The 24,592-nt window shown below is 65.0% G+C and carries 14 protein-coding genes; 6 read left to right on the forward strand and 8 right to left on the reverse strand.

The genetic code is table 11. From position 1 onward, the window contains the following. Nucleotides 1-85 precede the first annotated feature (85 nt). The gene (locus tag JQ633_RS04980; RefSeq protein WP_211983058.1) at nt 86-1,240 is read right to left on the reverse strand and encodes an iron-containing alcohol dehydrogenase; all 1,155 of its coding nucleotides are present in this window, start codon (nt 1,238-1,240) and stop codon (nt 86-88) included. Between the two features lie 429 nt (nt 1,241-1,669). Here JQ633_RS04980 and JQ633_RS04985 point away from each other — a divergent pair, with 429 nt between their 5' ends. Beyond that, on the forward strand, nt 1,670-1,972 hold the full coding sequence (locus JQ633_RS04985; protein ID WP_211983059.1) for a DUF6916 family protein: 303 nt from the start codon (nt 1,670-1,672) through the stop codon (nt 1,970-1,972). Nucleotides 1,973-1,994: 22 nt separating this feature from the next. Here JQ633_RS04985 and JQ633_RS04990 read toward each other — a convergent pair whose 3' ends face one another. From JQ633_RS04990 to JQ633_RS05010, 5 genes are all read right to left on the reverse strand, one after another. Then, nucleotides 1,995-2,531: a GNAT family N-acetyltransferase gene (locus JQ633_RS04990; RefSeq protein WP_211983061.1), complete on the reverse strand. Its 537-nt coding sequence runs from the start codon at nt 2,529-2,531 to the stop codon at nt 1,995-1,997. A gap of 7 nt (nt 2,532-2,538) precedes the next feature. Continuing rightward, complete coding sequence (locus tag JQ633_RS04995; RefSeq protein WP_211983063.1) at nt 2,539-3,072, reverse strand: phage tail protein; 534 nt, start codon at nt 3,070-3,072, stop codon at nt 2,539-2,541. Nucleotides 3,073-3,084: 12 nt separating this feature from the next. After that, nucleotides 3,085-3,594, reverse strand: coding sequence for a phage tail protein (locus JQ633_RS05000; protein ID WP_211983065.1), 510 nt, complete (start codon nt 3,592-3,594; stop codon nt 3,085-3,087). 12 nt (nt 3,595-3,606) lie between these two features. Then, on the reverse strand, nt 3,607-4,074 hold the full coding sequence (locus tag JQ633_RS05005) for a phage tail protein (RefSeq protein WP_433995628.1): 468 nt from the start codon (nt 4,072-4,074) through the stop codon (nt 3,607-3,609). Nucleotides 4,075-4,452: 378 nt separating this feature from the next. After that, a complete protein-coding gene (locus JQ633_RS05010) occupies nt 4,453-13,878 on the reverse strand; it encodes a cadherin repeat domain-containing protein (protein ID WP_211983069.1) in 9,426 nt (3,141 codons plus the stop codon). Nucleotides 13,879-14,110: 232 nt separating this feature from the next. Here JQ633_RS05010 and JQ633_RS05015 point away from each other — a divergent pair, with 232 nt between their 5' ends. From JQ633_RS05015 to JQ633_RS05025, 3 genes are all read left to right on the forward strand, one after another. After that, nucleotides 14,111-14,299: a hypothetical protein gene (locus tag JQ633_RS05015; RefSeq protein WP_211983071.1), complete on the forward strand. Its 189-nt coding sequence runs from the start codon at nt 14,111-14,113 to the stop codon at nt 14,297-14,299. A 410-nt stretch (nt 14,300-14,709) separates the two neighbouring features. Beyond that, the gene (locus JQ633_RS05020) at nt 14,710-15,930 is read left to right on the forward strand and encodes an efflux RND transporter periplasmic adaptor subunit (RefSeq protein ID WP_349631533.1); all 1,221 of its coding nucleotides are present in this window, start codon (nt 14,710-14,712) and stop codon (nt 15,928-15,930) included. Further along, nucleotides 15,927-19,100, forward strand: coding sequence for an efflux RND transporter permease subunit (locus JQ633_RS05025; protein WP_211983072.1), 3,174 nt, complete (start codon nt 15,927-15,929; stop codon nt 19,098-19,100). Before JQ633_RS05020 ends, JQ633_RS05025 begins: the two co-directional genes overlap by 4 nt. Before the next feature lie 77 nt (nt 19,101-19,177). Here JQ633_RS05025 and JQ633_RS05030 read toward each other — a convergent pair whose 3' ends face one another. After that, nucleotides 19,178-21,529, reverse strand: coding sequence for a phosphocholine-specific phospholipase C (locus JQ633_RS05030; protein ID WP_211983074.1), 2,352 nt, complete (start codon nt 21,527-21,529; stop codon nt 19,178-19,180). A gap of 316 nt (nt 21,530-21,845) precedes the next feature. Here JQ633_RS05030 and JQ633_RS05035 point away from each other — a divergent pair, with 316 nt between their 5' ends. Together JQ633_RS05035 and JQ633_RS05040 are read left to right on the forward strand one after the other, a co-directional pair. Further along, nucleotides 21,846-22,721 (forward strand): MurR/RpiR family transcriptional regulator, encoded by an 876-nt coding sequence (locus JQ633_RS05035; protein ID WP_349631521.1) that lies wholly within the window; start codon nt 21,846-21,848, stop codon nt 22,719-22,721. 165 nt (nt 22,722-22,886) lie between these two features. Continuing rightward, on the forward strand, nt 22,887-24,077 hold the full coding sequence (locus tag JQ633_RS05040) for an ABC transporter substrate-binding protein (RefSeq protein WP_211983076.1): 1,191 nt from the start codon (nt 22,887-22,889) through the stop codon (nt 24,075-24,077). 60 nt (nt 24,078-24,137) lie between these two features. Here JQ633_RS05040 and JQ633_RS05045 read toward each other — a convergent pair whose 3' ends face one another. Further along, entirely contained in the window at nt 24,138-24,530 is a 393-nt protein-coding gene (locus JQ633_RS05045; RefSeq protein ID WP_211983078.1) for an MAPEG family protein, read from the reverse strand. Nucleotides 24,531-24,592: the final 62 nt, after the last annotated feature.

The following is a 24,592-nucleotide window of genomic DNA, read 5'->3' on the forward strand; positions in this document are numbered from 1 at the left end:
CATAATGCGATGCCGCGCAATCACATCATGATCTCATCTCCTGTCGATCGTTCCGGATAGCGGGTCTCGCGGCCCGATTCATGCGTCAGGCCGCTATTTCGAGAATTTCCCGGACTTGGGCCGGATCGTCGATCCGGCGCGGATTGCGCGGCACCCAGGGCGTTCGCATCGCCTGCGCGGCGATGCGGTCGAAATGTTCGGGGCCGACGTGCACCTCGCGCAGGCTGCGCGGCATGCCGAGCTCGCGGATGAAGCGGTCGAGCACGTCGCCGGCGTCTTCGCCAGGATGGCCCATCGCGGCCGACACGAGCGCCTGGCGGCCGGTATCGTCGCGCTTGTTCCAGCGCATCACCGCCGGCAGCATCACGCAGGAGGTGTAGCCGTGCGGCACGTCGAACTCGGCGCCGAGCACGTAGCCGATGCCGTGGCTGGCGCCCATCGGCACGCCCGAGGCCAGCGGCCCGGTCGAGAGCCAGGTGCCGATCTGGCAGTCCATCCGCGCGGAAATGTCGTTCGGGTCGGCCTTCACCCGCGGCAGGCCCTGCGCCAGCATCTCGAGGCCCTTGATCGCCTGGGCGTCGCCGTAAGGATGTGCCTCGCCCGAGCAGATGCCCTCGACGCAATGGTCGACGGCGCGGATGCCGGTCGACAGGAACAGCCAGGCCGGGGTGTGCACCGACAGTTCGGGATCGAGGATGGTGGCGCGCGGCATCACCAGCGGATGGCGCAGCATCTCCTTCTGCCGCTTGGCCTCGTTGGTGACGCCGGCGATCGAGGAGAACTCGCCGCCGGCGATCGTGGTCGGCACGCTGATCTGGCGCACCGTCGGCGGCTTCATCTCGGGCGAAACGCCGCCGCGGGTGCGGATCTCGTCGATGCCGTCGGTCGTTGTGACGTCGTTGGCGAGGCAGAGCTGCACGGCCTTGGCGCCGTCGGTGATCGAGCCACCGCCGATGGTGACGATCAGGTCGGCGCCGGCGGCGCGGGCCTGACCGGTGGCGGCGATGACAGCAGCGCGCGGCGTATGCGCCGGCATTTGATCGAAGATGCCGACGCAGCGCTGCCCAAGCGCCTCGCGGACCTTTTCGATCTCATCAGTCTCGCGATTGAGCGTGCCGGAGACCATCAGGAAGGCGCGCTGCGCGCCGAGCCGGTCCAGTTGCTCGACGATCGCCTCGCGCGCGGGGCGCCCGAACACGACCTCGTCCATGGCGCCGAATACGACACGACCTCGATGCACGCGCCACTCCTCCTTGCCTGCACCGCCTTGCCGGCGGCCTTTGCGGGAGGTTAGCGGAGGAAATCGGGGCCGTCATCAGGGGGCGGCAGGTAGCGTGGTGAGGTCGGGGCCACCGTTTCTGCTGTCGTCCCTGCTTCGCGTGGACGACAGCGAGTGTGTTGCACGATCGCTCGCCACACAACGCGGTGTCATCACCCGGCTTGACCGGGTGATCCAGTATTCCAGAGACAGTCGTTGTTGAGCCGAGAGGCCGCGGCGTACTGGATCGCCCGGTCGAGCCGGGCGATGACAGATGGGGATGGGGACGCCGTCTCGCATTCTCGCGACACTGCCTGGCGGGTCTTTTGCCGAGTTGCCCGCCGGATCATTTTTTGCACCTTGCGGCGGATGGCGTGCTACAGCTTGCCGACACCTCGGGAAGGCACGGCAATGACATCATCGGTGGATCTCGCAAAGCTGCATATCGACGATTTCGCGCCACACCAGGAGGCCGTCTTCGAATTGCAGACCGCGCAAGGCATCCTGCCCTTGAAACTCGCCGAGGTCGGGCCGGCCGGCGAGAGCGGGCGGGAAGGCGGCGCGTTCGCGCTGCTGTTCACGTCGCCGCAGGGGCCGTGGCTGCCGCAAGCGATCTATCCCGTGCGGCATCCCGTGCTTGGCGTGATGGAAATCTTCCTGGTGCCGGTTGGGCCGACGGCTGGCGGCAACGGCTATCACGCGACTTTCGCGTAACGCTGTCGGATAGCGCCGTTCGTCACGCCGGCGCGGCGCTCCAGCGCATCAGGTCGTAGACGCCCTTGTCTTCCTCGGTCACGAAGCCAAGGCGGCGGTAGAGCCGCATCGCTGGATTGAGTTTCTCGACGTGGATCGATACGGCCTTGCCGGATGCGGCGGCTTCGTCGAGAAGGTCGCGCAGCACGGCCTCGCCGAGGCCCTTGCCGCGATTGTCGAGCAGGAACGCGATGTCGATGACGCGAATCTGGCTCGGCCAGCGTTCGACATAGAGGCGGCCGATATTCTCGCCGGCACGAACCACCACCAGCCAGTCGGCCTCGGGATAATATCTCTGGTAATGCGCATGCTGCGCCCGGAATTGCTGGTCCAGAAACGCAGCCTTCTGCGCGTCCGACCAGTCGAGGACGCTGAGTTCTTCCATGCGGGTCGACATGTAGACTCGCGCAAGGAACGGCAGATCGACTTCAGTGATCGGGCGAAAGCTCAAACCTGCATCGGCCGCGCGCGCCCAACCGAACGGCGCGGCCTCTGCAACAACGGTCGAAACGTTGGACATGCTCCGCCTAGCCGCGCGGCGGGAAGATACCCTGCATGGCGATGCAGAAGCTGAGCGTCAGATACGGCATCATGTTGTTGTGTGCCTGGTCGCCGCCGACAGGAGCGATGGCGCTCACATTCATCTGTGTCAGGGCAGGCTGCGGTGAGCCGGGGAGATAGGCAAAGGCACCGGCAGACCGCCCGAGGATTCTGGTGTTGCTCGGGACCGCGACGTCGGCGAGGTCCTGCGTTCCCACATTGAAGCCGTGCGGATGCGACGGCAGTTCGGACAACAGCAATTGCACCGTTGATGAGCCGCCGGTTTGGCCCAGATCGTATATGCTCCCGCCCTGAAGCTGGCCCCAGAACATCGGCACGTTGCCCTGCATGCCCGGCAGGGCAAACGTCGACTTGCCGTCGCCGCCATAGGTCGTCCCGAGCAGAGAGAACAGCGCGGTGTTCTGCGAGATCGGCAGCAATTGATTGTTGCAGAAAGCCCATCCCTTGGGCGCGAAATTGAACGGAAAGATACGGATCTCCGCGACGAACGGGTCGGACATGGTTTCGCGCTCCTAACTTTGGCTCGGAAAGACGCCGAACAGCGAAATGATGAAGCTCACGCAGAGATAAGGCTGCAGATTTTCGTGAGGCTGGCTGCCACCGGATGGCGACACCATCCCGGCATTCATCGCGCCGTCAGGGCTCTGACCGTCGATGTACATGAAAGTCGTACCCGTGGTCTGGTCGAGCAGGTTTCCGCCCGGATTGCTCGACGTGCCGGTGTTGGTCGAAGCGATGAACGGGTGCGTGTGCCCCGGTATCTGTTGCGTCGTGAGGGTGACGGATTCGGTGCCGGCGATCTCGCCGATCTGGAAGCCGCCGCCCATGTGCATCGGCACGCGTCCCTGCAGATTGGGCAGGGCAAACGTATTCTCACCGTCGCCACCATAGGTGGTGCCGATCAACTGGAATAAGGCCGGGTTCTCGGAAATCGCAATCAGCGCCCCGTTGCAGAATGACCAGCCGGCCGGCGCAAAATTGCCGCCGAACATACGAATTTCGCCTATGTAAGGCTGTCCCACGATGCGTCTCCGTCAGTTCTGCGAAGGAAAGATGCCCTGCAAGGCGATGCTGAAATTGATCGTCAAATAAGGCTGCATGTTATTGTGTGCCTGATTGCCACCGACGATGGAAATCGTCTCGGGCCGCAGGCTGGTGGTCGGATTGGCCGGCGGGGTGTAGCCGTTGTTGAAGGCGCCAAGCCAGCCGCCGGCGTTCGTCGGAACGGTGCCGTTCGAGTTGGTGACGTTCACCAGATGGGAATGCTTAGGCATTTCGGCCGTCGTCAAGGTGTGGCCCTGCTCGCCGGAGTGCTGACCGAGCTCAAAGCCGCTCCCGGTGTGAATCGGCACCCTGCCCTGCAGATTGGGCAGCCCGAACGTCGTCTGGCCGTTGCCGCCATAAACATCGCCCAGCAACGAGAACAGCGCCTGGTTCTGATTGACAGGCAAGATCTGGCCGTTGCACATCGCCCAGCCCTTCGGCGGGAAGTTGAACGACATCATCCTGATTTCCGAGAGGAACGGCTCTGACATGTGTGCCCCGCCAGTATGTCTTACGATTTGAGAAAAATACGAGATATCGGTGACGCGTCGATAACGGTGCGCACGATAGCGTGTTTTGCGGTGAGCGCAACCTCAACGATTGTCCGGGCCTTGCAATTTTTTGTTCAATCTCTCGTTGTTTGACGTTGCGGGCGACGGTTGCACGGGCGCGTTGCACGCGGTCGGCGCTTGTCTTGATTCGGATATCCTGACACGCAGCAAGGCGGCGCTCTAACGATCGAAGCGCCTTCGACCGCGCGCGGATTCCATCAACGAAAATGAAAACGCCTGCCGAACGAATTCGGCAGGCGTCGTTCTCGCCGGTGCGGCGCGCGATCAAAGCACCAGATCGTGATGACTCTGGAGAAATTGATTGAACGTCATCGTGCCGAGGTCGGCATGATCAGCTTCGGTGCCCTTTATCCACGTGCCATTGCTATCGGCATGACCGCTGAACAGCTCGGACAATGTGCCGATCGCCTGATTGGCGGCCGCATGGGCAATGGCGGCGCTCGGTCCCGAGAAGTCGAAGCCCTGGTTCACCAGATTGACGATCCAGGTGCTGGTGATCGGCTGAGTCGGATCGGCGTGCGCGAACACGAAATTGGCAAGGTCCGACACATTTGTGGTCCAGGCTGGTGCCGGCGCGCCGGACGCGTGACCGGCATCACCGGCAGCCGGCGTAGCGGTCATAAGGGCAGCCTGGGCGCCCGCCGGGGCCGCCGCGCCTGCGCCGATGGCGGCGAACGAGAAGCTGCCGCCATTGGCGTCGGCGACGTCGGCTGCACTCGGCAGCCGCCGCTCGCCGTCGACGAGACTGATGTGCATCAGGCCGTTGACGTCGGAAGCTGACGTCGTATCGGGGAGGCCGATCACGTGGCCGAGCTCGTGGCTAACAGTGGTGAGCAGATCGAGATGACCGGCCGCGGCATTGCTCGGATCGGTGAGGAAATCGGTGCTGGAGCCGTTCACCGCGTGGGTGAATTCCGAGTTGTCCGCCGGCGTCGGATCGACGAACCAGCCATGGCCTGCGGCGTCGTCGTCGATGGTGATGTGCCCCGCCGTCTGGTCGCCCACAACGGCACCGCCGATGTCGGAGACGCTGAAGGTGGTGGCATGCATGGCCGCGAGTTGGGCCGATGTCGCGCCGGCCTGCGCCCACTGCGCGATCGCCGCCGTGACGATGGTATCGAGCTGGGTCTGGTTGAGATGAGTTTCGCCTGCCGTCGGCGTCAGCGCCGCGACGCCGCCATCGGCGGCCAGCAGCGGTGATCCGAAGAACCCGCTGGTGCCGGCATTTCCGGTCACGACGCTGACGGTCGGCGATCCGTTGTTGTTGGCTTGCACGAAGGACGTGATCGCAGCCGCATCGGTGGGACCGCCGGCATAGTTCGCGCCGCCGCCCGCGTGCAGGCCGACCTTCACGTCGAAGCGATCGCGCAGACGGATATCGGTGCCGCCTCCGAAGCCGGAGCCGGCGAAATTGTTTGCCAGCGCACCGGGGCCGCCGAGCGTGAGCGCGACCGTCGCGGCGTCACCGGCCACCGTACCCGCGGTGAGCAGGAAGCCATTGGTTCCGAACGAGCCGGGATTGCTGACGGTGTTGCCCTGGACGATGGCGGTGAGCAGCGAGTTGCCGCCATCGGTATGGTCGCCGGTCTGAACCAGGATCGCCGCACCGTTACCGTACTGGAACAAATTGTTGTTGGTGATCGTCACGCTGGACGGTGCGCCGCCCAGCGTCACGAAGCCGATATCACTGCCTTGCACCGACCCGCTGTTGGCCACGCCCGCGACACCGATCGTGTTGGAGTCGATCGTTCCATTGAAGGAGCCGGTGCCCGAGCCGGAGCTGATGCCGAGCGCAGTGCCCAGCGCGTCACGCATGGTGTTGTGCGAGACATTGAAGGTCAGCGCTGCGTGGTCGCCGGCGCCGCCCGAGCTGATGGTGACGCCGCCACCGCCGGAGACGATGTTCTGGTTGTTGTTGGTCAGCGTATTGCCGAGAGCCCCGGTCGAACCGCCGAACACGAGGTCCGACGAGACGCCGCCATGCAGATCGAGCTGGAACAGGTCGCCGCGCGCCGACGTGAAAGTCGATCCCTGCACCGTCGCATTGAAGGTGCCGTTGGTGGCCTGGAAGACAAGCGCATCGTTCGACAGGTTTCCGCCGGCGGTATTGGTGGCGAAGGTCGAACCTGTGACCGTGATCCGGTTGAGGGTCTCGCCGTTGTTGTTGAAGACGTGGAATGAATCGTAGGCCGCACCGGTAAAGGACGAGGACGAAACTGTCGCCGAACCGGTCAACCCCGTCAGATAGACGTCACCCTCGCCAAGGCCATTGACACTGGTGCCGTTGGTGCCGTTGACGACGACGTGGTCCAGCGCCAGTCCATTCACGGCGTTGCCGAGCACGCCGTAGTTCTGGAAGTCGTTGAGTTGCATATAGGCGAGCTGCAGGTCTCTGGTGTTGTTCAGATAGACGCCGACACCTGCCGTGCTGCCATCGGCTCCGGTCATGTTCTGGATGTGACCGCCGCTGCCGGCGGTCGAGCCGTCGCCGGTGACATGCAACCCGCCGGACGAGCCGGTCGTGTCGAGGATGATGCCGTTGGCGCCGCCGTTGGCGGAGATATCGCGGAAGGTGACGTTGCTCGCGCCGATCGTGGTGTTGCTGATGTTGAGCGCGGTGCCGGTTGTGGTCGTGAGATGGTTGTTTGCCCCCGTCACGTTCACGGTGCCGCCGCCGGTGGCGACGAAGCCGTTCGACGCGCCGGTGTTCAGCGTCATGCCGCCGGTGAAGTTGACGGTGCCGCCGGTGTTGTTGGTAAGCGAAACGCCGCCGCCGGCGTCGGCGCCGTCGTTGATGGTGCCGGAGAAACCAACCGTGCCGCCGGTGTGGCTGGCGACCGAGACCGACGTTCCGGAGCCATCGCCGATAGCGCCGCCATAGCTGATGTTGCCGGTGCCGCCGTTGACGTCGAACTCCGAGGTGGTGTGGCCGCTCAGCGTGCCGCCGGTCGCGGAGAAGCTGCCGGTCAGGGCGCCGCCGAGCTGGACGCCGAAGGCGCCGCCCGACGAGCTCACCGTGCCGAGCGAGACGTTGAGCGCGCCGCCCTGGTCGATATCGACGGCCGTGCCGGCGCCGCTGATCGACATCTGGTCGACGGTCAGGTTGCCGACCGAGTTGTTGCCGTCATCGAGGCCGCTGGTGCCCGACGCGGTCGTGATGTTGATGCCGTGGATGGTGTTGTTCTGGGCGAGATCGATGCCCTGGTCGCCGGCGGTGGTGACGTTGATGGTCGGCCGCGCGCCGGAGGCGTCCTCGATGACGATGGGCGCGCCGCCGAGCGGATTGGCGAACGACAGCGCCTGGTCGTCGCCGAGCAAGGTCTGACCGTCCTTGAGGTTGATGCCGTCGCCGCTGTAGGTGCCGGCCTTGACATAAATGTAGTCGTTGACGCCGGGGCCGCTCGACGCATTGAACTCGGCGACCGTGCTGAACGGATTGGCCTGCGAGCCGCGGACCGCGGTGGCGTCCACCGCCGATTGGTCCTGGTTGATGAACCAGACCTGCGGGATGACGCCGACATTGATGGTGTCGGTATCGGTGATGGGGCCGCCGGTGCCGGTGTGGCCGTGGTCGTTGGTGGCCATCTGCAGCGTGGCCGTGGTGTTGCCGGCGTTATCGGCTGCCGTGTAAGTGACGCCGTTGGCGGCACCGAGCGTCGTGTTGATCTGCGCGAGCGAGCCGGTCAGCACCACGGTGCCGGTGCCATTGGTCGTGATGGTCGCGCCGCCGGCGATGCCGGCGGTCCCGCCGCTGGTGCCGTTGCCGATAACCACGGTTCCGGCGCTCGCAGTGAACGTGGTGGTGATGTCGGTGAAGGAGCCTGCATCGACGTCCGAGATCGACAGGCCGGTCACGGCATGCCCGAAGCCGGACATCAGGGTGAAGTTCGCCGGCACACCGTTGTTGACGGGCGCGTCGTCGACCGAGGTGACGTTGATGGTGTGATTGGAGCCGGCGCTCAGATGGTTCGCCGCCTGGCCGTCGTCGGCCGTGAAGGTCACGGTGCGCGCCAGAGTCGACGGATTCTCGCTGGTGTCGGTATAGGTCACCGACGCCAGCGCCGCCTGGTATTGTGCGACGGTGGCTGTACCCGTCAGTGTCATCGTGCCGGTTCCGGCGTCAAACGAGCCGGTGATGCCGTTCTGGGTCGTGAAGCTGAGCACGTCCTCGCCACTGACGTAATTGGCGGAGATCTGCACCGAGGCGTGGTCGATGGTGGCGGTGTCGACGTCGGTCACCGTGAGCGCAGGAGCGATCGCGGTAGCGCCCTGGTTCTCGGTATAGGCCAGCGTGCCCGTGGCGTTGATCGAAGGCGCGTCGTTGACCGGCGTGACGTGGATGGTCGAGGTCGAGGTGTTGCTGTTGGCGGTGCCGTCACTGACCGTGAAGCTGACGGTGCGGTCGAGGCCCGACGGGTTGTCGCTGTTGTTGAAGTAGGTGACGGAGTCGAGCGCGGCCTTGTAGTTGGCGACGCTGGAAGAGCCGGTCAAGGTCAGCGTGCCGGTGCCGGCGTTGAACGAGCCGCTGATGCCGTTCTGGTTGGTGAAGCCGAGGATGTCCTGGCCGTTGGCGTAGTTGCCGGTGATCTGCACCGTCGCGCTGCTGAGGTTGGTGTTGTCGACGTCGCTGACGTTGACGGTCGGATCGATCGCGGTGGCAGCCTGGTTCTCGGTGTAGTTCAGCGTGCCGCCGGCGGTCGTGGCCGGCGGGTCATTGACCGGCGTGACGTTGATGGTGCCGGTGGCGAGGCTGGAGTTCGTCGTGCCGTCATTGGCGATGAAGGCGACGGTGCGCGCGAGGCCCGACGGATTATCGCTGGTGTTCTGATAGGTCACCGAGGCCAGCGCCGCCTGGTAGTTGGCGAGCGTGTCGGTGCCGGTCAGTGTCAGCATGCCGGTCGCGGCATTGAACGAGCCGGTGATATTCGCCGTGTTGACGAAGGCGAGGACGTCCTGGCCGTTGGCGTAGTTGCCGGTGATCTGCACCGTCGCCGACGCCAGCGTGGTGTTGTCGACGTCGGTCACGATGATCGCAGGATCGATCGCGGTGGCGGCCTGGTTCTCGGTGTAGTTCAGCGTGTGGCCGGCGGTGACGTGCGGCGGATCGTTGACCGGCGTGACATTGATGGTGCCGGTGACCGGCGAGCTATCGAGCGTGCCGTCATTGGCGATGACCGTGACGGTGCGCGGTGCGCCCGACGGATTGTCGCTGTTGTTGAAATAGGTGACCGAGGCGAGCGCGGCCTGGTAGTTGGCGACCGTATCGGTGCCGGTCAGCGTCAGCGTGCCGGTCGCGGCGTTGAACGAGCCGGTGATGGTGGCGGTGTTGGCGAAGGCGAGGATGTCCTGGCCGTTGACGTAGCCGCCGGTGATCTGCACCGTGGCATGGGTCAGATTGGCGTTGTCGGAATCGGTGACGGTGATCGCCGTATCGAACGCGGTCGCGGCCTGGTTCTCGGTGTAGTTCAGCGTATGGCCGGCGGTCACGACCGGGGCCGCGTCGACCACGACGTCGATCGTGAAGGTCTGCTGGCTGTGCAGCGTGCCGTCGCTGGCGTCGACGACGATGTCATAGTGCGCGTCGGCGAGCAGGATCTTGCTCGTATCGGCCACCGTCACCTTGCCGGTGTTGGCATCGATGGTGAAGCCGCCGCCGGAGGTATCGCCAACCAGCGAATAGGTCACGCCCGGGCCGTTGACGTCGGTCGAGGACGCGGTGACCCCGACCGCGGTGCCGTTCGGCGCACTGATCGCGACCTGGTTGGCGCCGGCGTCGCTGTCGACCGGGGTCGACGGCGCGACGTCGGTGACGGCGATGGTGAAGGTCTGCGAGCTTGTCTGCGAGCCGTCGCTGGCCGTCGCAGTAACGGTGTAGCTGCCGCCCGAGGTCTCGAAGTCGAGCTTGGTGCTGTCGGCGACGGTGATGACGCCGGTGGTCGCATTGATGGTGAAGCCGCCGCCGGAGGTGTCGCCGGTCAGCGAATACGTGACGGCCGGGCCGTTGACGTCGGTCGCGGACGCGGTGACGCCGACGGTGGAGCCGTTGGCTGCGCCCTCCGCTATCGTGTTGGTGCCGGCGTCGCTGTCGACCGGGGCCGACGGTGGGACGTCGGTGACGCCGATGGTGAAGGTCTGCGAGCTGGTCTGGGTGCCGTCGCTGGCCTGCGCGGTGACGGTGTAGGTGTGTGCCGGCCCGGTGCTTTCGTAGTCGATCTTCGTGGGATCGGCGACGGTGATCACACCGGTTGCGGCATTGATGGTGAAACCGCCGCCCGAGGTGTCGCTGATCAGCGACCAGGTCACGGGCGGACCGTTGACGTCGGACGACGACGCGGTGACGCCGACGGTCGAGCCGGCAGCGGCGCCTTCCGCGATCGTGTTGGCCGCGGCGTCACCGTCGACCGGGGTCGACGGTGCGGCGTCGCCGACGGCGATGGTGAAGGTCTGCGAGCTCGAGAGGGTGCCGTCGCTGGCGGTCGCGGTGACGGCGTAGCTGTGGCCAGCCCCGGAGGTCTCGAAATCGATCTTGGTGGGATCGGCGATGGTGATGACGCCGGTGGTGGCATTGATGGTGAAGCCGCCGCCTGAGGTGTCGCTGGTCAGCGAATAGGTGACGGGCGGACCGTTGACGTCGATCGCGGACGCGGTGATGCCGACTGTGGTCCCGGCAGCCGCGCCTTCGAGAACCGAGTTGGCGGTGGCATCGGTGTCGATCGGAGTCGACGGCGCGACGTCGCCGACGCCAATGGTGAAGGTCTGCGAGCTCGCGAGCAGGCCGTCGCTGGCTTGCACGGTGACGGTGTAGGCGTGTCCAGCCCCGGACGTCTCGTAGTCGATCTTGGTCGGATCGGCGACGGTGACGACACCGGTCGCGGCATTGATGGTGAAGCCGCCGCCGGAGGTATCGCCGATCAGCGCATAGGTGACGGCCGGGCCGTTGACGTCGAGCGAGGACGCGGTGACGCCGACGGTCGAGCCGGCGGCGGCGCCCTCCACCACTGTGTTGGTGTTGGCGTCGCTGTCGACCGGCGCCGACGGCGCGGCGTCGTTGACGGCGATGGTGAAGGTCTGCGTGCTCGTGAGCGTGCCGTCGCTGGCCTGGGCGGTGACGGTGTAGCTGTGGCCTGCGCCGGAGGTCTCGTAGTCGATCTTTGTGGGATCGGCGACAGTGATGACGCCGGTGGTGGCATTGATGGTGAAGCCGCCGCCCGAAGTGTCACTGGTCAGCGAATAGGTGACGGCGGGGCCGTTGATATCGGTGGACGACGCGGTGATGCCGACGGTGGTGCCGGCCGCGGCGCCTTCGGTCACCGCATTGGCGGTGGCATTGCTGTCGACCGGGATCGACGGTGCGATGTCGTCGACGTGGATGGTGAAGTTCTGCGAGCTCGACAGCGTGCCGTCGCTGGCCGTCGCGGTGACGATGTAGCTGTGGCCGGCGCCGGCGCTCTCGTAGTCGATCTTTGTGGGATCGGCGACGGTGATGACACCGGTGGCGGCATTGATGGTGAAGCCGCCGCCGGAGGTGTCGCTGGTCAGCGACCAGGTGACGGCCGGGCCATTGACGTCGGTCGCCGCCGCGGTGATGCCGACCGTGGTGCCGGCAGCGGAGCCTTCGAGCAGCGAATTGGCGGTAGCGTCGGTATCGACCGGGGTCGACGGCGCGACGTCGGTCAGCGCGATCGTGAAGTTTTGCGTGGTGACGTCGGCGCCGCTGGTGGCCTGTACGGTGATGGTGTGGGCGTGGCCGATCGCGGTTTCATAGTCGAGCTTGGTGGGATCGGCGACCGTGACGACGCCGGTGCTGGCATTGATGGTGAAGCCGCCGAGCGACGAGTCGCCGATCAGGGCATAGGTGGTCGCCGGTCCGTTCGGATCGAGCGCGGACGCGGTGATGCCGACCGTGCTGCCGGCAGCGGCGCCCTCGGCGACGGTGTTGGCCGCGGCATTGGTGTCGACCGGCGTCGTGATCGATACGTTGGTGACGCCGATGGTGAAGCTCTGCGAGCTGGTCAGCGTGCCGTCAGAGGCCTGCGCGGTCACCGTGTAGGCGTGGCCGGGCGAGGTTTCGTAGTCGATCTTGGTCGAATCGGCGACCGTGATGACGCCGGTGGTGGAATTGATGGTGAAGCCGCCGCCGGAGCTATCGCTGGTCAGCGACCAGGTCACGGCCGGGCCGTTGATGTCGGTCGCGGACGCCGTGATGCCGACGGTGGTGCCCACGGCGGCGCCTTCCGCCACTGAATTGGCGGTGGCATTGCTGTCGACGGGCGTCGTCGGCGCGACGTCGGTGACCGCGATGGTGAAGTTCTGCGAGCTGGTCAGGGTGCCGTCGGAGGCCTGCGCGGTCACGGTATAGGCGTGGCCGGGCGCGGTCTCGAAATTGATCTTGGTCGGATCGGCGACGGTGATGACGCCGGTCGTCGAATTGATCGCGAACGCGCCGCCGGCGCTGTTGGTTAGCGACCAGGTCACCGCGCCGCCATTGACGTCGGTCGCGGCCGCGGTGATGCCGACGACGGTGCCGGCCGCGGCGCCTTCGACCACGGTGTTGGCGGCGCCGTTGCTGTCGGTGGGGGTCGACGGCGCGGCGTCGGAGACCGCGATGGTGAAGTTCTGCGAGCTGGTCAGCGTGCCGTCGGAGGCCTGCACCGTGACGGTATAGGCGTGGCCGGGCGCGGACTCATAGTCGATCTTGGTGGGATCGGCGACCGTGATGACACCGGTGTTGGCGTCGATCTTGAACGCGCCGCCCGCGCTGTTGGTCAGGGCATAATGCACCGTGCCGCCATTGATGTCGGGCGCGATCGCGGTGACGCCGACGGCGGTGCCGGCGGCGGCGCCTTCGGTCACGCTGTTGGCGGCGGCGTTGCCGTCGGTCGGTGTCGCCGGCGCGATGTCGTAGACGCTGATCGTGAAGTTCTGCGAGCTGGTGCCGCCATGGCCGTCGCTGGCCTGGACAGTCACGACATAAGCGTGGCCCGGCGCGGATTCGAAATCGATCTTGGTCGGATCGTTGATGGTGACGATGCCGCTGTTCGGATCGATCTTGAAGCCGCCGTTGGACGAATCCGCGCTGAGCGAATAGGTGACGGCCGGACCGTTGACGTCGGTCGAGAATGCGCTGATGCCGACCACGGTGCCGGCAGCCGCACCTTCATTCACCGCGACGGTATCGCCGGTGAAGCTGTCGATCGGTGTCGACGGCGGAGCATTGGTGACCGCGATGGTGAAGCTTTGCGACGATACGAAGATACCGTCGGTCGCCCGCACCGTGACGGTGTAGGCACCGCCGGAGCTCTCGAAATCGACCTTGCTGGAATCGGCGATCGTCACGACGCCGGTGTGCGAATCGATCTTGAAGCCGCCGCTGGAGGAATCCGACGTCAGCGAATAGCTGACCGGCAGGCCGATCAGGCTGGTCGAATGTGCGGTGAGATTGACCGACGTGTCGGCCGCGGCGCCTTCGACGACGGTATTGCCGGTGCCATCGGTGTCCGTCGGGGCCGACAGGAAGCCAGGAATCGGCGGAAACGGCGTGCCGGGAGGGCAGCCGATGTAGAGATATTGCAGACCATACGTGTCCACGAACGCCTGCGCGACCGGGTCCAGGATGATGTGCCCGCTCGGATCGAGATAAAGCTCGGGACGGGTGAAACCACCGATTGTAAAGGCAGGTATGGTCGTCATGTGCACTCCCGCGACCGGCTTGAGAACCGGTCAAGAATTACATTTGCTGGGAAAACGGAGATGTGAACTCGTTCACATCTGCAGGTTGATCAGCCGCGACCGGAGATCGCATGGGGCCATCCGTATCGGAAGCAGTCCGCGCTGAGGGCGCAGCCATCGCATCAGCAAGATAAAAATGGCTTGCCATTACCGTAGTCGCCTCACTCACTCACGCCGCGACTGAACCCTATGAATGTTCGAGAAAAAAGCGGCGGCCGAAAAAATTTACCCTTCGGCAACCATCACCGTATGGGCGATGTTTATGAGTGTCAATGCGTGTGCGTGTGACAAGCAGTTCATTAACCATCGTGACGCGATGCAGCGGGAAGTAGAGCCAGGCAATTTCCCGCGGATTTCCCCTTTACAACCGGACGTTTTTTGACGCCGCGGTGCGCGATCGGCGCGTCATGACAAAATTGTGTCTTCGACTCACCCTCTAATTGCCTAGAGCCGAAACGAGCGGACGCCGGATCCCGCGATAGGCCAATCATCTTGACCTTTCGAACGCGACATCTCCTGCGACATTGTCGTAAGGCTTTCAGAATGCGTCACTATTTGCTTGATCCCGGGGCCATCTTGAACAGACTGGGGCGCGGTTACATCTGTGACGTCCGCCGCGGGATGTTCTTGTGGCGACCCGCCTTTTGCCGAATCACTGCAATTTCAATTGCAACATTCGAAGTCCTTGGGGAGACGGAAGTGAGTGCGACTGACAGAACGGAGTATCCGGCTCCGGCGGCCGGGCTGGATCGCAATTCGTTTCGCCGCCTTGCAGGGCGTGGCGCTGCCTCGATCGGCGTGCTGCTCGCGCTGGCGCTTGGCGGCTGTGACAACAAGGCCGCGCAATCGCAGGCGGCCGCGCCTCCACCGCCGCCGGTGACTGTCGCACAGCCGGTGAAGCGCACGGTCACCGACTGGGACGAGTTCACCGGCCGCTTCGAGGCGATCGAGGAGGTTCAGGTCCGCGCCCGTGTCGGCGGCTTCGTCAACAGCGTCGAGTTCAAGGACGGCGCGATCGTCAAGGCCGGCGACTTGCTCTACATCATCGACCCTCGCCCGTTCGAGGCGGTCAAGCTGCAGGCGGAAGGCCAGCTAGCTGACGCCCGCGCCAAGGGCGAACTCGCCAAGCGCGATCTCGAGCGCGGCCTGAACCTCGTGCAGACCAGCGCAGTCTCCGAGCAGGTCGTCGACCAGCGCCGCCAGGCCTTGCAGGCGGCGCGTGCCGCCGAGACCCAGGCCGAAGGCGCGCTGAAGGCGGCCCAGCTCAACGTCGAATTCACCCATGTGCTGGCGCCGATCACCGGCCGCGTCAGCCGGCATCTGGTGACCCCGGGCAATCTCGTGCAGGGCAGCGAGGGCGGCTCGACGCTGTTGACCTCGATCGTGTCGCTGGACCCGATCTACATCTATTTCGACGTCGACGAGGCGACCTATCAGCGCAACAGCCGGCTGTGGTTCGAAGGCAAGCGGCCGAGCTCGCGCGATACGCCGAACCCGGTGCAAGTGACGCTGACCGGCGAGACCAAGCCCTCGCATGAGGGCAAGATGGACTTCCTCGACAACCGCCTCGACGTCTCGACCGCGACGCTGCGCAGCCGCGCCGTCATCCCCAACAAGGATCTCCAGGTTTTGCCCGGGCAGTTCGGCCGGGTCCGCATCATCGGCTCCTCGCCCTACGAGGCGCTGCTGATCCCGGATACTGCCATCGCCACCGACCAGTCGCGCAAGATCGTGTTCGTGGTCAAGGACGACAACACGGTTGAGGCGAGGGCGGTCGTGCTCGGGCCGCTCGATGACGGCCTGCGCGTGATCCGCGAGGGCCTCAAGGCGGAAGACCACGTGATCGTCGACGGGCTGCAGCGCGCCCGCGTCGGCGCCAAGGTGACGCCGAAGATGGCGCAAGCTCCCGCAGGGGATAAGGCTCCCGCAGCAGATAAGGCTCCGGCAGGGGATAAAGCTCCCGCAGGGGACAAAGCCCCGGCCGACAAGCCAGCGGCAGGTGCGAAGCCATGAATCTGGGAAGGCTCTCCATCAACCAGCCCATCCTGGCGATGGTGCTGTCGATCGTGCTGTTGATCGTCGGCGCGATCGCCTACCAGACGCTGCCGGTCTCGGAATATCCGCAGGTGGTGCCGCCGACCGTCACCGTCACCACGCAATATCCGGGTGCCTCGGCGCAGACCGTGTCCGACACCGTCGCCGCGCCGATCGAGCAGGAGATCAACGGCGTCGAGGACATGCTGTATCTCTACAGCCAGGCGACCTCGAACGGCCAGCTCACCATCACCGTCACCTTCAAGCTCGGCACCGATCTCGACAAGGCCCAGGTGCTGGTGCAGAACCGCGTCGCGATCGCGCAGCCGCGGCTGCCTGAAGAGGTGCAGCGCAACGGCGTCGTCACCCGCAAGAACTCGCCCGACATCCTGATGGTCGTGTTCATGCTGTCACCCGACGACAGCTTCGACCAGCTCTATATCTCCAACTATGCGCTGCTGCAGGTCCGCGACCAGTTGCTGCGAATCGACGGCGTCGGCGACATCCAGATGTTCGGCGCGCGCGACTACTCGATGCGGCTGTGGCTCGACCCCGACCGGATCGCGACTCTCGGACTGACTTCGACCGAGGTACTGGCTGCGATCCGGGCGCAGAATTTGCAGATCGCAGGCGGCCAGATCGCGGAGCCGCCGATCGCCGATCGCGCGTTCCAACCCAACCTCGTCTTCACCGGCCGCCTCAAGGACATCAAGCAGTTCGAGGACATCGTGGTGAAGGCCGGCTCCGACGGCCGTACCGTGCGGCTGCGCGACGTCGCCCGCGTCGAGCTCGGCGCGTTGTCCTATGCGACCAACAGTTTCCTGCTGCGCAAATCGGCGGTCGCGCTGTTGGTGACGCAGCGGCCGGGATCGAACGCGCTGGCCACCGCCAAGCACATCTCCGACACGATGGTGCAGCTCAAGAACAGTTTCCCGAAGGGGCTCGACTACAACATCGGTTACAACCCGACCGAATTCATCGCCCAATCGGTCCATGAGCTGATCAAGACGATCTACGAGGCAATGGCGCTCGTCGTCATCGTGGTGCTGGTGTTCCTGCAAGGCTGGCGGCCTGCGATCATTCCGATCATCGCGATCCCGGTGTCGCTGGTCGGCACCTTCGCGGTGATGGCCGCGCTCGGCTTCTCGATCAACAATCTGACGCTGTTCGGCCTCGTGCTCGCGGTCGGCATCGTGGTCGACGATGCCATCGTGGTGGTCGAGAATGTCGAGCGGCATCTCGAGCACGGCATGAGCCGGCGCGAGGCCGCGCTCAAGACCATGGAGGAGGTCGGCGGCGCGCTGGTCTCGATCGCACTGGTGCTCTGCGCGGTGTTCGTGCCGACCGCCTTCCTCGGCGGCATCTCCGGCCAGTTCTTCCAGCAATTCGCCGTGACGATTGCGGTCGCGACCGCGATCTCCTGTTTCTGCTCGCTGACGCTGTCGCCGGCGCTGGCCTCGCAGATCCTGGTGCCGCACGAGGAGAAGCGTCCGCCGGCGCGCTGGAACATTCTGGCGCGCGGCTGGGGCGCGTTCACCGCGCTGTTCAACCGCGTGTTCGACCGCCTCGCGCATGGCTACGCGGCGGTGGCCGACTTCGTGATCCGGCATACGGTGGTAATGATCGCGATCTATCTCGTGCTGATCGGCAGCGCCGGTTGGCTGCTCGCCACCACCTCGCAGGGCTTCATCCCGGCGCAGGACCGCGGCTACGTGATCATCTCGGCGCAGCTGCCGGGCGCCGCGTCGCTGGCGCGGACGACGGCTGTCGTGCGCGAGATCGAGCGGATTGCGCTCGATACGCCCGGCATCGTTCGCGTCGCGGCCTTCGCCGGCTTCTCCGGCGCGACGCGCACGCAGGCGGGCAATGCGGCGGCGTTGTTTCCGGTGTTCGATGATCCGGAAGCGCGGCTGAAGAAGGGACTGACCGCCAACTCGATCACGGCCGAATTGCGCAAGCGCCTGTCGGTGATCCAGGGCGCGTTCATCATCGTCATCCCGCCGCCTGCGGTGCCGGGCATCGGCACCGGCGGCGGCTTCACCATCCGTATCCAGGACCGGCAGGGCCGCGGCCCCGAATTGCTGGCGGCCGCGACCGACGAACTGGTCGGAGCCGCGCGCAAGTCACCGAGCCTGACCTCGGTGTTCTCGCCGTATTCCGCCAACACGCCGCAGCTGTTCGTCGATATCGATCGCGTCAAGGCCCAGAAGCTCGGGGTGCCGATCGCCAACATCAACGACACGATCCAGACCTATTTCGGATCGACCTACGTCAACGACTTCAACCTGTTCGGCCGCACCTATCACGTCACCGCGCAGGCCGATCTTCCGTTCCGCAAGGACAGCCCCGATCTCTCGCGGCTGCGCACCCGCAACGTCGCAGGCGACATGGTGATGCTCGGCAGCATCGTGGACTTCAAGGACATCTCGGGACCCGACCGTGTCGCGCGCTACAATCTCTACTCAGCTTCCGAACTGCAGGGTGAGCCGGCACCGGGCGTCAGCTCGACGACGGCGCTGAACACCATCAAGCAACTCGCCGACCAGACCTTGCCGAGCGGCTTCTCGTTCGAATGGACCGACCTGTCCTACCAACAGGTGACCGGCGGCAATGCCGGGCTCTACGTGTTCCCGATCTGCGTGCTGTTCGTCTATCTGGTGCTGGCCGCGCAGTACGGCAGCTGGACATTGCCGTTCGCGGTGATCCTGATCGTGCCGATGTGCCTGTTCGCGGCGACGATCGGCGTGCGCATCATGGGGCAGGACGTCAACATCCTGACCCAGATCGGCTTCGTGGTGCTGGTGGGGCTCGCCGCGAAGAACGCGATCCTGATCGTCGAGTTCGCGCGCGACATCGAGCTCGAGGGCAAATCGCGGCTCGAGGCTGTCATCGAGGCCTGCCGGCTGCGCTTGCGGCCGATCCTGATGACCTCGTTCGCGTTCATCCTCGGCGTGCTGCCGCTGGTGGTGTCGAGCGGTTCGGGCTCGGAGATGCGTCAGGCGGTCGGCGTAGCGGTGTTCTTCGGCATGCTCGGCGTCACGCTGTTCGGCCTCGTGTTCACGCCGATCTTCTACATGGTGGTGCGCAACCTCGCGGAAGGCAGGAACGAGGGCAAGCCGCGCGAGACGACGACGGCTGCGGCGGGCTGAGCGCGGATCTTTCCAGAATCATTCCGGGGGGCCTGCGCCCCCCGGAATTCGTTTCACACTCTTTCCCGACCCGGATCTTAGAACCGGTCGGCGACGCCCATGCCGGGATCGCTCACCGACGCGCTGCCGGTTTCGACGTGGCCGGCGACGCGCCGGTAGAACGCGCTGTCCGAGTCGCTGGTGATGACGAAGTCATACCACTGGCCGGTGGTGCGCAGATTCCAGTACAGCTCTCTCGGGTGACCCGACGCAGGCACTTTGACTTCCCACGACGTGCGGGGGCCGCCGCCGAAATCCGGTCCGGGGAAGAACACCGGGGGATTGAAGCCAAAGCCGAGCGCCGAGAGGTCGGGGGCCTTCCGGAAACCGGGCACCGGGCCGAACCCCACCGGCTGGACGCCGGGATGCGGACCGAAGCCGGGAGCCTCCGGCTGCATCGCGGCGGAAACCGAGGCGGTCACGGCACGCAACGGACCGTAGATCTTGTTGGAGTTCACCGTGAAGGTGAGGTGGCCGTTGCCGTCGTTGCGCAGCTGCAGGTGCAGGCCGCCATCGTGGATATTGTAGCCGACGAAGATTTCCGGGTTGGGCTCGTTCTTGTGCAGCATCGTGCTGATGTTGCCCTTGAAGTGACGGTGGAAGCCGTTGGGGGCGAGCACCCAGAGATCGTAAAGGCCGTTGGCGCCGACAGTCCATTCATCGTCCAGCATCTGGCCGGCTTCGACGGTGTACCGCTTCGGAATGCGATCGAGCTGCGTCTTGTCGTAGACGTGGAACACGGCGCCTTCGAAGCCGGTGTTGGTGAACAGCAGCCTGACCTTGCCCTTGTCGGCGTCGACATAGGCGTTGGCGTGCAGGATGTAGGGCAGCGCGCGGGAGAAGCGCACGCCGGTTTCCTGGAACAACGGCTGCGGTGTCGCCGGAGCCGTGGGCGCCGGCAGCGTCTTCTGGTGCGCATCCGAGGCTTGCCAGTTGCTCTGGTCGGGCAAATCCGGGAAGCGGGGATCGTTCGGGCGCGCGAAGTCGAACGCCGTGGTGAGGTCGCCCGAGATGGCGCGGTGCCAGGGGCTGATCGAGTCGACCTTGATGCCGAACCGCTTCTCGAGGAAACGGCCGACCGAGGTGTGGTCGAAAACCTGCGAGTTGACCCAGCCGCCCTTGCTCCACGGCGACACGACGTACATCGGCACGCGTGCGCTGAGGCCCCAGGGGCGGACGTTGCCGCTGATCGTGTCGGTGCCGGTCAACACGTTGCCGACGGTGTTGGAGAAATACTCACCGGCGAGCGGCATGGTCGCCTTGCCCATCAGATTGCCGTCGAGGTCGTAAGACGGCACCGCCGGTGCCGGCAAATGATCGAAGAAGCCGTCATTCTCGTCGAACGTCAGCAGGAAGACGGTCTGGCTCCAGACTTCGGGATTGGAGGTCAGTGCGTCCAGCACCTGGTCGGTGAAATTGCCGGCGCGGGTGGGGCTGCCGCCGCCGGGGTGCTCGGAATTGGCCTGCGTTGGCAGGATCCACGACACCTGAGGCAGGTTGCCGCTCATCACGTCGGCTTTGAATTTGGTGATGTAGTCCGGGCCGCCGGTCAGGCCATGCACATAGTTGGGATCGCCGGGCTGGGCGTGGCGGAAGCTGGAGAACGCCAGGCAGCCGTTCATCGCGCCGGTCCAGTTGTCGTTCATGTCCTGATAGATGTGCCAGCTGACGCCGGCCTGCTGCAGCAGGTCGGGGAGCGTCGGCCAGTTGAAGTCGCTGCCGACATACTTGTAGGTCGGCTGGGGCTGCGCCAGGCCGGCCACCCATTTGGAAGGGCTGGGCCAGCAGCGGTTGTTGTTGGGCTCGGAATCGTTCGTCGTGCAGTTGATGCCCTGCGCACGCAGCGCCGGATTGAAGTTGGAGCCCGACCAGAACACGATCCGGTTCGGGTCGGTGCCGGTGGTGATGGAGCAGTGATAGGAGTCGCAGATCGTGAAGGCTTCGGCCAGTGCGAACTGGAACGGAATGTCCTCGCGCTGGAAGTGGCCCATCGCGTACTGGGTCTTGTACTTCGGCCAGAAGCCCATCTTGCCCTGGTTCCAGGCGGCCTGGCTGTCGCCGTATGAGTGCGGCGTGCCGTATCCGACCAGCGCGTTGGAGGTGGTGGAGTCGCGACGGTAGGGCGGAATTTCACGCGTCCCATCGGACTGGAACCAGACGTCCTTGCCGCTCGCGAGCGGAATCGGGAAGCGATCGCCGAAGCCGCGCACGCCGCGCATCGTCCCGAAATAATGGTCGAACGATCGGTTCTCCTGCATCAGGATCACGATGTGCTTGACGTCCATGATGGTGCCGGTCCGGCGCATGGCCGGAATCGCGAGCGCCCGGTTGATGCTGGTGAAGGCAGCCGCCGCTGCGGCGCCCGCCAGAAAATCGCGACGAGTTGTCATCCTGTGTCGACCTTTTCTTGAGATGAAGGAGTGATCGCGCGGCACTGGCTTGGCGCCCCGCGCAGGCGGGACGAGGCGTAGCAAGGCGATTTGACGCAGGTGTGAATAATTTATTTTTTGCCTGTCTATTTATGAGATTTTTTCAGTGTATACGATGACGGGTAACACGGGCGATCTACCCGTGCCCTTTTCCGGCGATCAGGATCGGATACAGATTGAGTCAAAGGCGGAACCAGGCGGGATTGACCGAGGCAATGCGGCTTTATGCTCTCGGTCGTCCGCCGCATGGGCTGAGGCATCGTATGCGAGGACGTAGGTGAAGCGCTTGAACGTCGATACAGGTCAATCCGTGAACGCCGTCCTGTCCCGCATTCGCGAACTGCAATCCGATCTTCCTCCGAAAGCAGGGCAGATCGCCGCGCGGATCATCGGGCAGCCCGAGTCCTTCATTCACATGTCGATCACCGAGGTTGCCGAGGCGTGTGACGTCAGCGAAGGCACGATCGTTTCCTTCTGCCGGCGGGTCGGCGTCCGCGGCTTTCAGGAACTGAAGATCCTGCTGGCGCGAGACCTCATCGAGCCGGTGCAGATGATCCAGGAGAATCTGCATCAGGGCGATGATCCGGCGACCGTGACGGACCACATCTTCGCCGCGCACGCGGCCTCGCTGCACGAGACGCGTCGCCTGCTGTCGATGGATTCGCTGGCGAAGGCGACGAGCTTGCTCTGCGAAGCGCAACGAATCGAGATTTACGGCATCGGAAGTTCGGCGCCGATTGCGCAGGACCTTTCCTACCGGTTGCTGCAGCTGGGGCTCTCGGCGAGCGCGGTCGTCGATTCCCATGTCCAGGCCGTCAGCGCCGGCATGACCGGCCCGACGGTCACGACCGTCACGGTGTCGCACTCCGGAAGCACGGTCGAGACCGTGCTCGCCACCCAATTGGCGCGGGAGGCCGGTGCCCGGACGATCGGCATCACGCGGCTCGGCAAATCGCCGCTCGCGGCTCATTGCGACGTTCTGCTCTATACCGTCGCAAACGAAACGCGATACCGGCCCGAGGCGATGAGCAGCCGCGTCGCTCAGCTCGCCATCATCGACACCCTGGTCAGCTGTTGTGCCCTGACCCACACCGAGCGCTCGGTCGAGAGGCTTCAACACGTCGCGCGGATTCTTTCCGAGAAGCGGTTCTAACCTGCCGGAAGGTGCTTCAGCGCGCCGCGCCCACGCCCCGAAAAAGATCGAAAAGGGCTTCAAGCCCATACTATTGGCGGATCGGAAATAGGTGGGCAGGCGCAGGGTTATAAAATAATGTCGCGCCGATTTTTCCTGATAGAAACTGCTTGGGAGCGTTCAAAAATGAAATCGGGATTTCTGGCCGCGGTCGCGGCGTGCAGCCTGTTGCTTGCGGCTCCGGCCTCGGCCCAGGGCGTCAAGATCGGCATCCTGAACGATCAGTCCGGCGTCTACGCCGACTACGGCGGGAAGTACTCGGTCGAAGCCGCCAAGATGGCGATCGAGGATTTCGGTGGCGAGGTGCTCGGCCAGAAGGTCGAGCTGGTCACCGCCGATCACCAGAACAAGCCCGATCTCGCCGCCTCGATCGCGCGCCGCTGGTATGACGCTGACGGCGTCGACATGATCACCGAGCTGACCACGTCCTCGGTCGCGCTGGCGGTGCAGGAGCTCTCCAACGAGAAGAAGAAGATCGATATCGTCGTCGGCGCCGCGACCTCGCGCATCACCGGCGATGCCTGCACGCCCTACGGCTTCCACTGGGCGTTCGACACCCGCGCGCTCGCGGTCGGCACCGGCGGCGCGCTGGTGAAGGCGGGCGGCGACAGCTGGTTCTTCCTGACCGCCGACTACGCGTTCGGCTACGCGCTGGAAAAGGACACCAGCGAGATCGTCACCCATGCCGGCGGCAAGGTGATCGGCTCGGTCCGCGTTCCCCTGAACTCGTCGGACTTCTCGTCCTTCCTGCTGCAGGCGCAGAGCTCGAAGGCGAAGGTCATCGGCCTCGCCAATGCCGGCCAGGACACCACCAACTCGATCAAGCAGGCGGCCGAATTCGGCATCGTGCGCGGCGGCCAGAAGCTCGCCGGCCTGCTGATGACGCTCGCCGAAGTGCACGGCCTCGGGCTCGACGCGGCGCAGGGCCTGGTGCTGACCGAAGGCTTCTACTGGGACCATGATGACCAGAGCCGCGCCTTCTCCGAGCGCTTCTTCAAGCGCACCGGACGGATGCCGAGCATGATCCATGCCGGCACCTATTCGTCGACGCTGAGCTATCTGAAGGCCGTGAAGGCCGCCGGCACCAAGGACTCCGATGCCGTCGCCAAGAAGCTGAAGGAGCTGCCGGTCGACGACGCGTTCGCCAAGGGCAAGGTGCTGGCGAACGGCCGCATGGTGCACGACATGTACCTGTTCGAGGTCAAGAAGCCCTCGGAATCGAAGAAGCCCTGGGACTACTACAAGCAGCTCGCCGTGGTGCCCGGCGACCAGGCGTTCTTCACGGCGAAGGAAAGCGGCTGCCCGCTGACGAAGTGACGCGGGGCTGCTGATGGTGTCGTCCTGGCGAAAGCCAGGACGACGGCGGAGTGTGTGGTGTCAGCCGTGCACCAGCCGCCACGCCGCGCCGCCGAGCGCGCCGATCCACAGCACGGTGCACGCCAGCGCCTGGATCGCGAAGCCCGGCGTGCGCTTCGGAACCGCCTCGCGATAGCCGAGGAAGTAGACGATGCGGCCGATCACACCAACTGCACCGATGAGGGCGGCCACGGCGTCGCCGAGATAGATCGCACACAGCCACAGCGACGGCAGGAAGATCGGCGCCCATTCCACCGCGTTGACCTGGATCCGGTAGATGCGCTCGAAATCCGCATTCCCGGTGATCGCCGGCAGCTTGACGCCGTAGCGCGCGCGGGCGCGGGCGACCTGGAGCGCAAAGAAGAAGTAAAGCGCGACGGCAAGGCAGGTGACGATCGTCGTGTAGGGGTACATGGCGGGCGTTTCCTCTTGTTCTGTTGGTCCCATACCATGACGGAGCGGCAGCTGCCGGTGTG

The sequence above is a fragment of the Bradyrhizobium tropiciagri genome (genome assembly GCF_018130505.1).
Lineage (GTDB): Bacteria > Pseudomonadota > Alphaproteobacteria > Rhizobiales > Xanthobacteraceae > Bradyrhizobium > Bradyrhizobium tropiciagri_B.

Coding starts and splice junctions, on each gene's coding strand:
- JQ633_RS05040 (WP_211983076.1), top strand. CDS start 22,887: ATGAAATCGGGATTTCTGGCCGCGGTCGCGGCGTGCAGCCTGTTGCTT.
- JQ633_RS05045 (WP_211983078.1), bottom strand. CDS start 24,530: ATGTACCCCTACACGACGATCGTCACCTGCCTTGCCGTCGCGCTTTAC.
- JQ633_RS05015 (WP_211983071.1), top strand. CDS start 14,111: ATGTTCGAGAAAAAAGCGGCGGCCGAAAAAATTTACCCTTCGGCAACC.
- JQ633_RS05005 (WP_433995628.1), bottom strand. CDS start 4,074: ATGTCGTTCAACTTCCCGCCGAAGGGCTGGGCGATGTGCAACGGCCAG.
- JQ633_RS05010 (WP_211983069.1), bottom strand. CDS start 13,878: ATGACGACCATACCTGCCTTTACAATCGGTGGTTTCACCCGTCCCGAG.
- JQ633_RS05025 (WP_211983072.1), top strand. CDS start 15,927: ATGAATCTGGGAAGGCTCTCCATCAACCAGCCCATCCTGGCGATGGTG.
- JQ633_RS04995 (WP_211983063.1), bottom strand. CDS start 3,072: ATGTCCGACCCGTTCGTCGCGGAGATCCGTATCTTTCCGTTCAATTTC.
- JQ633_RS05030 (WP_211983074.1), bottom strand. CDS start 21,529: ATGACAACTCGTCGCGATTTTCTGGCGGGCGCCGCAGCGGCGGCTGCC.
- JQ633_RS04985 (WP_211983059.1), top strand. CDS start 1,670: ATGACATCATCGGTGGATCTCGCAAAGCTGCATATCGACGATTTCGCG.
- JQ633_RS04990 (WP_211983061.1), bottom strand. CDS start 2,531: ATGTCCAACGTTTCGACCGTTGTTGCAGAGGCCGCGCCGTTCGGTTGG.